The organism is Micromonospora arida, assembly GCF_042873195.1.
Classification (GTDB): domain Bacteria; phylum Actinomycetota; class Actinomycetes; order Mycobacteriales; family Micromonosporaceae; genus Micromonospora; species Micromonospora arida.
In genome coordinates this window covers 428,800-442,941 of record NZ_JBIALC010000001.1, presented here as the reverse complement: position 1 = coordinate 442,941, position 14,142 = coordinate 428,800, and the positions used below count along the sequence as shown (strand labels likewise).

General features: G+C 70.4%; 14 protein-coding genes. 5 read left to right on the top strand and 9 right to left on the bottom strand.

Annotated elements, in window-relative coordinates; genetic code table 11:
• The first annotated feature begins 51 nt into the window (after window positions 1–51).
• On the top strand, window positions 52–1,239 hold the full coding sequence (locus tag ACFYP0_RS02190) for a GNAT family N-acetyltransferase (RefSeq protein WP_356977817.1): 1,188 nt from the start codon (window positions 52–54) through the stop codon (window positions 1,237–1,239).
• A 97-nt stretch (window positions 1,240–1,336) separates the two neighbouring features.
• Here the strand turns inward: ACFYP0_RS02190 and ACFYP0_RS02185 are convergent, their stop codons facing one another.
• Window positions 1,337–1,996 carry a response regulator transcription factor gene (locus tag ACFYP0_RS02185; protein WP_356977819.1) on the bottom strand — a complete coding sequence of 220 codons (660 nt, stop codon included), beginning with the start codon at window positions 1,994–1,996 and terminating at the stop codon, window positions 1,337–1,339.
• Window positions 1,984–3,171: a sensor histidine kinase gene (locus tag ACFYP0_RS02180; protein ID WP_355493495.1), complete on the bottom strand. Its 1,188-nt coding sequence runs from the start codon at window positions 3,169–3,171 to the stop codon at window positions 1,984–1,986. The genes ACFYP0_RS02185 and ACFYP0_RS02180 overlap by 13 nt, the downstream gene beginning before the upstream one ends.
• A 169-nt stretch (window positions 3,172–3,340) precedes the next feature.
• Between ACFYP0_RS02180 and ACFYP0_RS02175 the strand changes: the two genes are divergently transcribed.
• Together ACFYP0_RS02175 and ACFYP0_RS02170 are read left to right on the top strand one after the other, a co-directional pair.
• Window positions 3,341–4,168, top strand: a complete 828-nt coding sequence (locus ACFYP0_RS02175) for an ABC transporter ATP-binding protein (RefSeq protein ID WP_386994014.1) — start codon at window positions 3,341–3,343, stop codon at window positions 4,166–4,168.
• Between the two features lie 8 nt (window positions 4,169–4,176).
• The gene (locus ACFYP0_RS02170; protein ID WP_355493493.1) at window positions 4,177–6,747 is read left to right on the top strand and encodes an ABC transporter permease; all 2,571 of its coding nucleotides are present in this window, start codon (window positions 4,177–4,179) and stop codon (window positions 6,745–6,747) included.
• 126 nt (window positions 6,748–6,873) lie between these two features.
• On the opposite strand, the gene ACFYP0_RS02165 is transcribed toward ACFYP0_RS02170, so the two are convergent.
• Window positions 6,874–7,332, bottom strand: coding sequence for a MarR family winged helix-turn-helix transcriptional regulator (locus tag ACFYP0_RS02165; protein ID WP_355493492.1), 459 nt, complete (start codon window positions 7,330–7,332; stop codon window positions 6,874–6,876).
• A gap of 97 nt (window positions 7,333–7,429) precedes the next feature.
• Here ACFYP0_RS02165 and ACFYP0_RS02160 point away from each other — a divergent pair, with 97 nt between their 5' ends.
• A complete protein-coding gene (locus ACFYP0_RS02160; RefSeq protein ID WP_355493491.1) occupies window positions 7,430–7,882 on the top strand; it encodes a MarR family winged helix-turn-helix transcriptional regulator in 453 nt (150 codons plus the stop codon).
• A gap of 6 nt (window positions 7,883–7,888) precedes the next feature.
• On the opposite strand, the gene ACFYP0_RS02155 is transcribed toward ACFYP0_RS02160, so the two are convergent.
• The 3 genes from ACFYP0_RS02155 to ACFYP0_RS02145 all read right to left on the bottom strand — a co-directional run bounded on the left by ACFYP0_RS02155 (window position 7,889) and on the right by ACFYP0_RS02145 (window position 9,996).
• Window positions 7,889–8,572: a hypothetical protein gene (locus tag ACFYP0_RS02155; protein WP_210783858.1), complete on the bottom strand. Its 684-nt coding sequence runs from the start codon at window positions 8,570–8,572 to the stop codon at window positions 7,889–7,891.
• Window positions 8,573–8,655: 83 nt separating this feature from the next.
• Window positions 8,656–9,108, bottom strand: coding sequence for a peroxiredoxin (locus ACFYP0_RS02150; RefSeq protein ID WP_355493662.1), 453 nt, complete (start codon window positions 9,106–9,108; stop codon window positions 8,656–8,658).
• A gap of 54 nt (window positions 9,109–9,162) precedes the next feature.
• Window positions 9,163–9,996, bottom strand: a complete 834-nt coding sequence (locus ACFYP0_RS02145) for a patatin-like phospholipase family protein (RefSeq protein WP_355493490.1) — start codon at window positions 9,994–9,996, stop codon at window positions 9,163–9,165.
• Between the two features lie 79 nt (window positions 9,997–10,075).
• Here ACFYP0_RS02145 and ACFYP0_RS02140 point away from each other — a divergent pair, with 79 nt between their 5' ends.
• A complete protein-coding gene (locus tag ACFYP0_RS02140; RefSeq protein WP_355493489.1) occupies window positions 10,076–10,804 on the top strand; it encodes an SDR family NAD(P)-dependent oxidoreductase in 729 nt (242 codons plus the stop codon).
• Window positions 10,805–10,845: 41 nt separating this feature from the next.
• On the opposite strand, the gene ACFYP0_RS02135 is transcribed toward ACFYP0_RS02140, so the two are convergent.
• The 3 genes from ACFYP0_RS02135 to zwf all read right to left on the bottom strand — a co-directional run bounded on the left by ACFYP0_RS02135 (window position 10,846) and on the right by zwf (window position 13,935).
• A complete protein-coding gene (locus ACFYP0_RS02135) occupies window positions 10,846–10,971 on the bottom strand; it encodes an MFS transporter small subunit (RefSeq protein ID WP_279635880.1) in 126 nt (41 codons plus the stop codon).
• Entirely contained in the window at window positions 10,968–12,416 is a 1,449-nt protein-coding gene (locus tag ACFYP0_RS02130) for an OFA family MFS transporter (RefSeq protein ID WP_355493488.1), read from the bottom strand. The genes ACFYP0_RS02135 and ACFYP0_RS02130 overlap by 4 nt, the downstream gene beginning before the upstream one ends.
• A gap of 139 nt (window positions 12,417–12,555) precedes the next feature.
• Complete coding sequence (gene zwf / locus ACFYP0_RS02125) at window positions 12,556–13,935, bottom strand: glucose-6-phosphate dehydrogenase (protein WP_355493487.1); 1,380 nt, start codon at window positions 13,933–13,935, stop codon at window positions 12,556–12,558.
• Between the last annotated feature and the right edge of the window lie 207 nt (window positions 13,936–14,142).

Genomic DNA, 14,142 nt, shown 5'->3' with positions numbered 1-14,142 from the left:
GCCGGCGGTAAATCGGCTGTCGCTGCGGACCCGCCTCGCTACGGTGTGCCGATGCCCGCCACTGTGCACGTGCGCGAACTCACCGCCGACGACCTCGACGCCGCCTGGGAGTTGGGCCGGTTCGCGTTCGGCTCCGACCCGCAGCGCCCCGCGCCCCCGTCCACGCCGGTGCCCGGCCTGACCCGTTACGGCGCGTTCGACGACGCCGGTCGGCTCGTCGGCAAGGCCGTCGACCTGCACCACGACCAGTGGTGGTCCGGGCGGGCGGTGGCAGCCGCCGACGTGGCCGGGGTGGCCGTCGCCCCCGAAGCCCGTGGTCGTGGCGTGGCTCGGGCCCTGCTCACCGCGCTGCTGCGCGGCGCCCGCGACCGTCAGGCGGCGATCAGCGCGCTCTATCCGACCGTCGCCGCCCCGTACCGGGCCTGCGGGTGGGAGGCCGCCGGGGTGCTGCGCACCGTCGACCTGGCCACCGCAGCGTTGCCCCGGCACCGGCCCGCGTCGCACCTCACCGTCCGGGCCGGTACGCCCGCCGATCTGCCGGCGGTCGACGCCCTGTACGAGCTGGTCACCCGGCACCGCAACGGCATGCTGACCCGCCGGGGTGAGCTGTTCGACGCCGCCGACCGTGGCCTGCCCGGCGACGGGGTCACCCTCGTCGAGGCCGACGGCGAGCTGGTCGGTTACGCCACCTGGCAGCGGGGCCGGGGCTACGGGGCGGATTCCGTGCTCACCGTCGACGAGGCGCTGGCCGTCACCGCCGAGGCCGCCCGGGAACTCGTCGGGGTGCTCGGCAGTTGGGCCAGCGTCGCGCCGACGCTGCGGCTGTGCCCGCTCGACGGCGACGCCGTCAGCACCGTCCTGCCGCTGGAGTCGGCCCGTGACCACGAGCGGGACCTGTGGATGCACCGACCGGTCGACGTCGTCCGCGCGGTGAGCGCGCGGGGGTGGCCCGCCCACGCCCGGGGTGTTGTCGACTTCGGCCTCACCGACCCGCTCGCCGACTGGAACACCGGCACCTGGCGGTTGACCGTCGCCGACGGCGCCGCCGAGCTGGCCCGGGTCGGCGGCGAGGCCGACCTGCGGCTGGACGTGCGCGGTTTCGCCCTGCTCTACGCCGGGGCGGCGCAGGCCCGGTCGGTCGCGCAGGCCGGGCTGCTGCACCACAGCCCTGGTGTCGACCCGGCCGCGCTCGACCTGCTCGGCGTGGGCGGCCCGGCGCAGTTGCTCGACTACTTCTGACCGGCGGCCGATGGTTTCCCCCTCCAAAGTGGGAACTCGACGGCGGCAGCGGACAGATACAGGCGTGACACTGGCGGGCGGCGAGCCACCGGCGTGCTCAGTCGCCGTCGACTTGGCCCGCGCCGTTGAGGTAGGTAAGCACGGCGAGGACACGGCGGTGGCCGCTGTCGGTGACGGCGAGCCCGAGCTTGTTGAAGATGTTGCCGATGTGCTTGTGCACAGCGTTGTCGGTGATGACAAGCCGGTCAGCGATGGTGTTGTTGTCGTGTCCCTGAGCCATCAGTGCGAGTACCTCGCGTTCACGGGGAGTGAGGACGGCGATTGGGTCGCTGCGGTTGGCGAGGAGTTGGGCGATGACTTCAGTGTCCATGGCGGTGCCCCCGGCGGCCACTCGGCGCAGCGCGTCGACGAACTCGTCCACCCGGCTGACGCGATCTTTGAGGAGGTAGCCGACGCCGCCGCCGGTGGTGGCGAGTAGTTCGGCGGCGTACTGCTGCTCGACGTACTGCGACAACACCAGGACCGGTAGGCCAGGGTGCTCTCGACGGGCCTGAAGAGCGGCTCGGATGCCCTCGTCGCGAAATGACGGCGGTAGCCGGACGTCGACGATGGTGACGTCGGGCCGGTGGTCCCGCACGGCGGTGAGGAAGCCCGCCGCGTCGCCCGCGATGGCGGCGATGTCGAACCCCACGCTGTTGAGCAGCAGTTCCAGTCCGGTGGCCAGCAGCACATTGTCTTCGGCGATCACGACCCGCATGGCAGCTCCATGATGATTGTCGTAGGCCCGCCGGCCGGGCTGTCGACGTCGACGGTGCCGTCGAACGCGAGCACACGGCGACGGATCCCGGCCAGGCCGGTGCCCAGCCGATCGTCGGCGCCGCCAGCGCCGTTGTCGGTGATCACCACCGACAGCCGGTCTGCCTTACGGCTTACCCGTACGCCGGCCGTAGTCGCTTGGCTGTGCTTGGCGACGTTGGTGAGTGCCTCGGCGACGGCGAAGTAGACGGCGGCCTCCACGGCCGCCGGTACTGTGTCGAGGTTGTCGATGTCCAGCCGGGTTGGCACGCCACAGCGAGCCGTCACTGCAGTCAGTGCACCGGTGAGGCCGCGGTCGGCGAGGATCGGCGGATAGACGCTTCGGATCACGTCACGGAGTTCGGTCATCGCTTCCTCGGTTCCTTCGTGTGCGTCCCGAAGAAGTTCTTCCAGGAACTGCTCGTTTCGTGGGTTGTCGGACAGTGCTCGCCGCGCCACGGCCAGCCGCATCGCGATGGCCACCAGCCGCGCCTGGGTGCCGTCGTGCAGGTCGCGCTCGATCCGGCGCAGCTCTGCGCCGTGTGCGTCGAGCACGTCTGCCCGGGTGCGGGTCAACACGGCGACCCGGTCGGCGAGCTGTTCGGCCGCCGAGTGCGACAGCACTACGAGGCAGATCCGGGCATGTGCGCGAGCGATCGGCGCGAAGGCCAGGTACGCCAGCGCGGTGAGCACGAGGATCTGCAGTGCACCGAGGGTGAAGGCTGTCGCCCAATTGGTGACCGGGACATCGATGAACAACCGTGGCCGATTCTCCGGTGCGAACGCCCACCACAGTGGTGTGGCGACTGCGGCGGTCAGGAGGTTACCCACGCACAGCAGTGCGAGCAGGCCGAGCGCCACTCCGGTGATGGCGTTCACCGGCAGCCAGAGCAGGTCGCGGGGCGTTGCCGGATCGGCCCATGCTCGGCGCCCCATCACGTGCAGAACAGGGCGCGGTGCCAACGGCGTCTCGAGCAGTCGGCCGGCGCGGTCACGGTGCCAATTCGCCCACCGCCGGGCGAGCCTCGGATGGCACAGCAGCGGCAGTGCGAGCAGCGTGGCGATCCCGGTGACCAGTGATCCGAGGAGGTAGGTCCCGCCACGCCACGCCTGCACCCACGGCCGACCCGACGTCACAGGATGCCCCTTCTGCGTACCCTCCTTTGGGGCAGCGTCCCTGCGCGTTCCCGACACGGCGTCAAGTCTGCCCGGTGGCCGCTGCCCGTGGCACTACAGCCACCTGTACCTCACATCCGGTGGTACGGGGTATCGGCATCCGACGGTCGCGGAATTTAGCGTCGGACGCATGAAGTTCAACAGCAGAAACCCATCGAGACGACGCGGGACGCTGGTGGCCACCGCGACCCAGTCGCTGCGGCCGGGTGCACTGCCGACATTCACGACACCACCGTGCGCGGTGCAATTGGATTCGGTGTCGAAAGTATACGGGTCGGACAGGAGCGAGGTACGCGCTCTCGACGGGGTGACGGCCGGATTCCCGCGCGGTACGTTCACCGCCGTAATGGGTCCGTCCGGGTCCGGCAAGAGCACGTTTCTGAACTGCGCGGCCGGTCTGGACCGCCCGACATCGGGCCGGGTCGTGCTGGGTGACACGGATTTGTCCGGCCGGTCGGAGACCGAGTTGACCGAGCTGCGCCGCGACCGGATCGGGTTCGTCTTTCAGGCGTACAACCTGCTCGGTGCGCTGACCGTGGCGGACAATGTCACGTTGCCCCTCCGGTTGGCTGAGAAACCGGTCGATGCCGAGCAACTGGCGAGCGTTCTCGCTGCAGTTGGGCTCCCTGAGCATCGCGACCGGCGCCCGAGTCAGCTCTCCGGTGGCCAGCAACAGCGGGTGGCGATCGCGAGAGCTCTCATCAACCGGCCCGATCTGGTGTGCGCCGACGAACCGACGGGCGCGCTGGACAGCCGTAACGGCCGCCAAGTCCTGGCATTGCTCAGGAAGATCGTCGACGACCTGGGGCAGACCGTGCTGATAGTGACGCACGATCCGGTCGCGGCCGCGCAGGCCGACACCGTGGTGTTTCTCGCCGACGGCCGGTTGGCCGGCGAGATGACCCGACCGTCCGTCGAGCAGATCGCCGAGCGGATGACTCACCTGGGGGAGCAGTGAGTCGCCGCGTGCTGTCGAAGCGCATGCTGGCGCTGGCCTGGAAGACGGTCAAGGGGCGGAAGGGCGGGTTCGTCGCGGCATTCGTCGCGGTGCTGTTCGGCTCGGCGGTGATCACGGCCTGCGGGATCCTGCTGGAGAGCAGCGAGCGCTCGGGCGGGCCGACCGAGCGCTACCAGGCCGCCGACCTGGTGGTGGGCGCCTCGCAGGCACTGCCGGTGGCCGACGACGTAGATCCCAGGTTCGGCGAGCGGGCCACCCTGCCGGCCGCCCGGGTTGGCGACATCGCGCGAGTGCCTGGCGTCCGATCGGCGATCGCCGACGTCAACGTCCCGGTCAGCCTCGTGACGGCGGACGCCGAGGTGCTCGCCGGGCCGGACGGCACCCCCGCGCTCGGGCATGGTTGGCAGTCGGCCGCGCTCGGCCCGTTCACCACGAGCACCGGCCGGGCCCCGGCCGGGCCGGACGATGTGGTGCTGGACTCCGCGCTGGCCGAGCGGGCCGACGTTACCGTCGGCGCGTGGGTGCGACTCGCGGTCGGCTCGAACACGTCGATGTACCGGGTGACAGGCATCGCGGATCTGCCTGGAGGCCGACTCGCCCGGCAGTCCGCACTGTTCTTCACCGATGATCGGGCCCGAAAGCTGACCGGCCAACCGGACCGGGTGGACGCGATTGGCGTGCTGGCCGCACCCGGAGTCAGTGCCGACGAGTTGGCAAGCGCCATCAAGTCGGCAGTCCCCGATGCGGTCGTCTACACCGGCAGCGACCGAAGCGAGGCCGAGTTCCTCGACATCGGCACCACGCGTTCGTTCATCAGCGAGCTGTCCCTGGCGTTCGGCGGCAGCATGATTTTGGTGATCATGATCGTTGTGGCGAGCACACTCGCCCTGTCCGTTCGGCAACGGCTGCGGGAACTGGCCCTGCTGAGGGCGATCGGCGCGACCCCGAAGCAGGTGCTCGGCATGATCGCCGCAGAGACGATGGTGGTGGCCACGCTCGGAGCAGTGCTGGGCGTGATTCCCGGCATCGGCCTCAGCTTCCTCCTCCGCGAAACCTTCATCATGGTCGGCGCGGTACCAGACGACTTTGTACTGTCGATCAGCCCGCTGCCGGTACTCCCGGCGATGGTGCTGTGCCTGGTCGGCGCCCGCTTGGGCGGCTGGATAGCCGCACGGCGCGCGGCCAGGCTCAGGCCGGTGGACGCGCTCGGCGAGGCCGCGGTGGAGCCGCCCAAACTCGGGTGGCTCCGGTTGACCGTCGGCTTGCTGCTGATCCCCGCCGGTCTCGCCATGGCGGTCGTGCTGCCATGGGTGCTACCCGGTGAAGGGGCCGCTGAAAGTGCGGCCTTCTCTGCGTTCCTGCTCCTCTTCGCCGTCGCGCTGCTGGGGCCGCGGTTGCTCGGCGGTGCCGTCACCGTGCTGGGCCCCTGGTTGAGCCGCGGGTCGGGCGTCAGTGGGTTCCTTGCGACAGCGAACGCGCACGCCAACTCGCGGCGGCTTGCCGCGGCGACCACCCCCTTGATCATGGGTATAATCCTGGCCGCCGGGCAGCTTTTCAGCGGGACGACCGCGAGTTCGGCCGCGCAGGATCAGGCCGCAGACGGACTGCGCGCGGACTACGTCGTCACATCCACGTCCGCAGGCGTGTCGCCCGAGGTCGCGGACATGCTCCGGGACGTGCCTGGCGTCTCGGCGGTGACCCCGGTCGTGCGTACACGTACGCTGGCGACCTTCGGCTCGAGCCACAGCCCCCAATTCAGGACCTACTCGTCGCAGGGGGTCACCGGTGACCCCCTCGCCGAGACCATGGATCTCGCCGTTCTCGAGGGCGATGTCGCGGATGTGCGGGGCGACACGGTGGCGTTGAGCCGGATCGCGGCGGGCACCCTCGGCGTCGCTCTCGGCGACAGCATCGACCTTCGCCTCGGTGACGGCACACCGATCAAACCCACGGTGGTGGCGCTCTACGAGAGAGGACTCGGCCTCGGTGACGTCACGCTGCCGCACGACCTCGTCCTAGAGCACACCACCGACCGCCTGGACCTCGCGGTGCTGGTCACGGCGGCCACGGGAACCGACGCTGCGGCACTCGGCGACGCATTGCGCTCCGCCGTCCACCACCTCCCAACCGTCCGGGTCAACAACCGCGAGTCGTTCATCGCCGCGCAGAGCGCCGCGGTCGCCGGCGAGTCGGCGGTCGGCCTCATCCTCAACGCGGTCCTACTCGGCTACCTCGCGATCGCCGTGCTGAACACCCTGGTGATGGCTACCGCCTCGCGCTTCCGCGAATTCGCCCTACTCCAACTGGTCGGCGCCACCCGCCGCCAGGTGTTCGCGATGATGCGCAGCGAGACGCGGATCGTCGTCGTCGCAGCCGTGCTCATCGGTACCCTGGGCGCGATCCCGTCATTGATCGGCACCAGCATCGGACTGACCAGGACGCTGATTCCGTCCATCCCACCGCTCGTCTACCTGGGAATCGTCGCGGTCACCGCGCTGCTCGGCTCGGCCGCCATCATGACCTCCACTCGAATCGCCATGCGGTCGCAGCCGGTCAACGCGATTGGCCTTCGCGAGTGACGCCGACGGCACTACAGCCAGCTTTACCAATTGTCGGGTGGTACGAGGTATCGATCAGCCCGGGTGACCACGCCTGGTGGCGGCGGCCGGTCAGGCCGGGTCGCCGCCAGTTCGGCGTTCGCTCGGTCAGGCGGGGATCGCCGTCAGTTCGTTCGCGCGTTCGGTGACGAGGGTGAGCACCCGAGCTGCCGTGCTGGCCTCGTCGGCGGGGATGTCCCCGTACAGCCGGGCGCTCAGGTCGGCGACGGCGGCGACGACGCCGCGCTGGGTGGCGCGACCGGTGTCGGTGAGCGCCACCAGCGGCTCGTCGCCTCCGGTGGCGGGGGACGGGCGATCGACCTGTGCGAGCCCGGCGTCGACGACTTGGGCGATCACCTGGTGCACGGCCGACTCGTCGATCTTGAGGGTGCTGGTGACCCGGTGCGTGAGGTGTGCGCGTTCGACCGGGCCCTGGGCGAGGACGTGCAGCGCGACCACCTGGTTGAACGTGACGCCGAGGGGGCCGATGGCCCGTTCGAGCAGGGCTCGGGTGGCGTAGTGGGCCTGGCCGATGACCTGGCCATTGAGGGTGGGGACGGTGGACATGACGCCTCCTTCAGTACGTTGGTGTAACCAACGTTGGTCGTGCCAACGTAACACTTAATCGTGGGTCGCGCCAACGATTACTGGTAGGCTGGGCCGCATGGACAACGCGGCCCCGCAGTCACCCGCCGGGCTCAGCACCACCCCGAGCTGGCTGCTCAACCAGAGCGCCAGTCACGCCGCCCGCCTGCTCAGCGAGGGCTTCGCCGCGCACGACCTGCGCGGCTACCACTACCGACTGCTCGCCAGCCTTGCCGAGGACGGGCCCGCGAGCCAGGCCGACCTCGGCCGGCGCTGCGCCATCGACCGCAGCGACGTGGTGGCCGCCATCAACGACCTGGCCGGCCGAGGGCTCGTGGTGCGCGCCCCCGACCCGGCCGATCGCCGCCGCAACGTCATCAGCGCCACCGCCGCCGGCGCCGACGAGGCCCGCCGGATGGGCGCGACCCTCGAGCGCGTCCAAGCCGACCTGCTCGCCCCGCTGTCCGCCACCGAGCGCGAGCAGCTGACGCGACTGCTCACCCGACTGCTGCGCCACCACAGCCGGCACTGACCCGCCTCAGCGGGCCTCGCGCAGCTCCGCCAGCCGGGCCTCGATCTCGGCCAGCTCGGCGCGCAGCTTCTCGGCCTGCTGCTCCGCCTCGGCCCGCTCAGTGCCGAGGATCTGCTCCACCGCCTCCTGCACCCCCGGCACGTCGACCAGGGCCACCATCTTCAACGCCTCCGCCGGCTTCACCACGTACGGCTTCGCCAGGGCCTTGCTGCCCTGCTGCGCGGCGACGGTCCACTCACCGTCTGCGTACGCCAGAGTCACGGTGAGGCCCGCGGGGCCCTTCGGCTTGACGGCCTTGACCGCCCGCCGCGCCGGCGGCTTCTCCGTCTGCTCCACCTTCGGCTCCTCCTGTCGCTGCGCGGGCACCCGCGGCGTGTCCAACACGAACTCCGGCGCGGCCACCGCTGGGGGCTCGGGCTCGGGCTCCGGCTTCGGCTCCACCACCCGACGAGTGACGCCCTTGGGCGCCACGGCGAGGTCTGCGGGGGAGAACGGCAACTCGTCGCGACCGAAGCGCACCACCACGAACTCGTCGGACACCTCCGGGTCGGTCAGCTCGATCACCTGACCGACCTGACCGGCGATCTGCCCCGCCGACGCGGTGAACACCACCCGCGGTTTACGCCCGGCCGCCAACGACTCCCGGATGCTCTGCACCTCGCTAGTGGACAAACCCTGGCCGGCATCCATCACAACCCTCTTCCGTACACCTGTTTGATTGCTGTCTTGATACCAGCCGACTGCGACACCCGCCGCACGGGGCTCACGCCCGCTCAGCCGCCCAGCGCCCGCAGCGCCCGGTCCGCGTGCTCGTTCATGCTGACCTCGCTGTGGATCACCTCGATGACCCGCTGGTCGGTGCCGATGACGAACGTCATGCGCTTCATGCTCAACGGCCCCAACGGCACCCGCCGCTTGACCCCGAACTGCTGCGCCACCGCGCCGTCGGCGTCCGACAGCAGCGGGTAGTCGAAGCCGTGCAGCTTCGAGAACTCGGCCTGCTTCGCCACCGGGTCGCGGCTGATGCCCACCCGCGTCGCGCCCAGCGCGGTGAACTCCGCCGCGAGGTCGCGGAAGTGGCAGCTCTCCGCCGTGCACCCCCGGGTCATCGCCGCCGGGTAGAAGAACAGCACCACCGGCCCGGCCGTCAGGAACTCCGACAGCCGCCGCGGCGTGCCCGTCTCATCCGGCAGCTCGAAATCCTGCACCACGTCGCCGACACCCATACCCGCCACCGCGCACCTCCATCGTCTGATCGATCGCGCGGTGAGCGTAAGCGATCACGCCCAGAGCGCCGCCACCTCGTCGGCCACCACGTCGGCCTGGGCCCGCCCGGCGCGCGCCGCGCCCGCGCGCCGGGCCGGGTCCAGCACGTTGCGGCCGATCGCGGTGCGCGCCGCCGCGTCCGGGGTCAGCACCACCACCCGCGAACCGGCCGCCCGCAACGCGTCCACCTGCGCCGACAGCCGTGGCATCGGCCCGAACGCCGCCGACGTCGGCGCGAGCACCAACACCCTGCGCGCGTCCGCCGCCAGGTCCGCGTTCACCGACGAGCGCATCCCACCGTCGACGAAACGGCGCGCGCCGATCGTCACCGGCGGCCACACCCCGGGCACCGCGCAACTCGCGCCCACCGCGTCCACCAGGGACACCCCGCTGTCGCGGTCGAACACCACGAACTCACCGGACGACGCGTCCACCGCCGTGATCAGCAGCCGTCGCCGCGGCCACTCCCAATCCGGCAGACGGGCCTCGATCACCGCCCGCCGCGACGCCTCCGACGGGGTACGCGCCGCCACCGCCATCGCCCCGATCCGTGCCCGCGAGCGCACCGCGTCGCGGGTCCTGCCACCGGCCCAGATCAGCCGCGCCAGCGTCGCGAAGCCCAACCGCGCCGCCAGCTCACTCGACGGCGGCGCCAACTGCTCGCTGTAGAAACGCTCGACGGGCAACCCGGAGCACACCTGGGCGCCCACCACCGAACCCGCCGACGTGCCCACCACCAGATCCGCCTCGGTGACCGGCACGCCCCGCTCGACCAACCCGGCCAGCAGCCCCAACTCCCAGGCCACCCCGGTCACCCCGCCACCGCCGAGCACCAACGCCCGCTGCATGTGACTCTCCTCTCGACGACCGACCCGCGCCGGTCACGGTAGCGTCGGCGTAACCCTTGCGCAGACCCTGGGAGGCACCGTGGCACCCGTCACCGTCATCACCGGCGGCGGCCGGGGCATCGGCGCGGCCACCGCCCGTCGGCTCGCCGCCGCCGGTCACCACGTCGCCCTGTGCTATCGCCGCGACGAGGCCGCCGCCACCGCCGTCCTGGCCGACCTGCGGGCCGTCGGCGCACAGGCCATCGCGGTACGCGCCGACACCACCGACCCCGAGCAGGTACGCGCCCTGTTCGACGAGGCCGCTCAGCTCGGCCCGCTCACCGGCCTGGTCAACAACGCCGGCGTCACCAGCCTGATCGGGCCGTTCACCGAGCTGCGCGTCGAGGACCTGCGCCGGGTCGTCGACGTCAACCTCGTCGGCTACGTCCTCTGCGCCCAGCAGGCCGCCCGACGGCTCACCGACGGCGGGGCGATCGTCAACGTCTCGTCGGCGGCGGCGACCCTCGGCAGCCCAGGGGAGTACGTGCACTACGCCGCTGTGAAGGCGGCCACCGACACCCTCACCGTCGGCCTGGCCAAGGAACTCGCCCCGAAGGGCATCCGGGTCAACGCCGTGGCCCCCGGCATCGTGCGCACCGACATCCACGCCGACTCCGGGGTGCCCGACCGCGCCGACTCCGCCGTCGGTCGCATCCCGCTGGGCCGCGCCGGCGAACCCGACGAGATCGCCGCCGCCATCGCCTGGCTGCTCGGCCCGGACGCCTCGTACGCCACCGGGACCGTGCTGCGCGTCTCCGGAGGTCTCTGACCGTGCTGCGGGGTGCCGTCGCACGGCACCCCGCACGCACCTCAGTGGGTGAACAGCTTCGCCGCGGTCACGACGGTCTGCGCGATTCCGTAGCCGAGCAGCGCCGCCACCACCAACCAGGAGATCCACAACCGGGCCTGCTGCCCGGGTCGGCTGTCCTCACTCATCGCGTACCACTCCTCTGCGCCGTCGTGTCCTCGTCCACGTCCCGATCCGTGTTCTCATCCGCGCCCTGTTCCGGGTTCTGCTCCGCTGCCGGTTCGTGGTAGCGCTGCGGCACCGGCCGCACCAGCAGGTTCGCCACGAAGCCCACGGCCAGCACAGCCACCATCGTGAACAGCGCCGGCCGGTACGCAGCGGCCGTCAGCGAGCCCGGCTCGCCCTGCGCGTCGAGGAACCCGTTGACGATCAGCGGACCGGCAATCCCCGCCGCCGACCAGGCGGTCAGCAGCCGACCGTGGATCGCGCCGACCTGGAAGGTGCCGAACAGGTCCCGCAGGTACGCCGGCACGGTCGCGAAGCCACCGCCGTAGAACGACAGGATCACGCAGGCCAACAGCACGAACAATGCCGTCGAGGTCTGCCCGACGAGCGCCAGCAGCGCGTAGAGCACCATGCCGACACCCAGGTACACCAGATAGATCGGTTTGCGGCCGATGACGTCCGAGGTGGACGACCACACGAACCGCCCGGCCATGTTGAACAGCGACAGCAGACCCACGAACCCGCCGGCCGCAGCGACGGTCACCGCCGAGGTGCCGTTGTCCCGGAAGAAGTCCTGGATCATCGGGCTGGCCTGCTCCAGGATGCCGATGCCGGCGGTCACGTTGCAGAACAGCACCACCCACAGCAGCCAGAACGAGCGGGTCTTCACCGCGTTCGCCGCCGACACGTTCGCCGTGGTGACCAGCGGCTTCGCCGCCACGCTGGCCGGGTCGAAGCCGGCCGGCCGCCAGCCCTGCGCCGGCACCCGCACGTTCGCCACACCGAACATCATGATCACGAAGTAGCCCAGGCCGAGCGTCACGAACAGCCACACCAGGGCGCTGCCCGACGCCGTCGACCCCGCGTTGGACGGGTCGTAACCGGCGTCGAAGAACGACAGCAACTGCCGGGACAGGGGAGAGGCGACCATCGCCCCACCACCGAACCCCATGATCGCCAATCCGGTGGCCAGACCCGGCCGGTCCGGAAACCACTTGATCAACGTGGAGACGGGGGAGATGTACCCGATGCCCAGACCAATGCCGCCGAGCAACCCGTAGCCCAGATACAGCAACCACAGCTGCTTCGTGGCGATGCCCAGCGAACCCACCAGGAAGCCCGCCGCCCAGAAACAGGCCGAGACGAACATGGCCTTACGCGGCCCGTTCGCCTCCACCCACGTCCCGGCGACCGCGGCGGACAACCCGAGCATCACGATCGCGATGCTGAAGATCACCCCGATCGCCGTCTGGCTGGTGTCGAAGTGGGCGATCAGCGAGTTCTTGTAGACGCTGGTCGCGTAGACCTGACCGATGCAGAGGTGGATGGCCAACGCCGCCGGGGGAATGAGCCACCTGCTGTAACCGGGCGGCGCGACGGTGTGCCGACGATCGAGTGCGGAAAGCATGCGCTGCTTCCTCTCCGACGAGGACGAGAAACGTCGCACCCAACGTGCCCACACCACACGCACACCGCAAACCTCACCGTCGCCGGACGGTCATCCCGGTGAGCTGAGCGGTCAGTCAGCGACCGCACGAAGTTGATGACTAACGCAGATCCGGCAGGTGCCAGCCGCCAGCCAACGCGTCGGCGTCCGCCGGACCCCAACTGCCCTTCTCGTACGACTGCACCGCCGTCGGCAGATCGAGGATCGGCTCGACGATGCGCCACTCCTGTTCAATCGTCTCGGCACGCGCGAAGCGCAGGTGCTGCCCGTCCATCGCGTCGTCGAGCAGCCGCTCGTACGCCTCCTGCCGACGACCGAGAGCCGCGCCGAAGTCGACGGACAGATCCACCGGACGGCTCGCCACCTCAGCACCCGGGCTCTTCGCCTGGATCGACATCGTGATGCCGTCACCGCGCCCGAGCCGGAACCGCAGCAGGTTCGCGGCCCTCGCCGTGCCCCGCTCGGCGGGGATCAGCGAGCGCTGCGGCTGCTTGAACTCGACCACGACCTCCGTCGCCGTCCCCGGCAGGGACTTACCGGTACGCAGGTAGAACGGCACACCCGCCCAGCGGGGGGAGTCGACAGTCAACCGGGCCGCCACGAACGTCTCCGTGTTCGAGCCCGCAGCCACGCCGGGCTCGTCGCGGTAGCCGGCGTACTGCCCCCGGACGGTGGACTCCGGCGACAGCGGCGCGACCTGCCGCAGCACCGCGGCCTCCGCCTCCCGGAACGCCGCAGTGTCCCCGCTGGCCGGCGCCTCCATCGCGATGAGCGCCACGACCTGAAGGATGTGGTTCTGCAACACGTCACGGGTGGCGCCCACCGTGTCGTAGAAGCCGGCCCGACCCTGGGTGCCGAAACCCTCGGCGAGGGTCACCTGGATGTTGTCGATGTGCTCGTTGTTCCACAACGGCTCGAACAGCCGGTTGGCGAACCGGAAGGCATAGAGACCCTCGACGGCTTCCTTGCCGAGGTAGTGGTCGATGCGGAACACCCGCTCCGGCGCGAAGGCCGCGCCCAGCGTGCGATCCAACTCGCGGGAGGACTCCAGGTCACGCCCGAACGGCTTCTCAACGATCACCCGACCCCGGTCGGCCAGACCCACGGCCGCCAGGCCCTCGACGACGGAGCCGAACACCGCCGGAGGGATCGCCAGGTAGAAGACCGGCCGCTCGGCGTCGCGCAGCCGCTGCGCCAGCCGCTGGTACGTCGTCGGGTCCGCGTAGTTGCCGGAGATCATCGAAAGGTTGTCCGCCAGCCGGTCGAAAGTCTCGTCGTCGACCTCGTCATTGGCCTCAGCGACCGACTTGCGGGCCATCGTGACGAGCTGTTGATCATCCCAGGGGGAGCGGGCCACCCCGATCACCGGGACGTCCAGGCGATCGCGCCGGGTCAACTCGTACAGCGCCGGGAACAGCTTCTTCGAAACGAGGTCCCCCGTGACGCCGAACAGCACGACCGCGTCTGAGCGCATGCGCATGGCACTTCCATTCGATCATGAAATTCTGATCTTACGAACGGACAACCGCGCGGCCCAGCGCGAGAATTCCCTGCGAGGGGCGCACGTGAGGTCGGCGACAGCGACGGCGCTTACCCTGAGAAGGTTCGCAGCTCAGGTGTGATGCGGGCAACGTCCCACCGTGATCTACGAAGTTCGATCACGATAATGCCTGCGAAGACCTGTCGG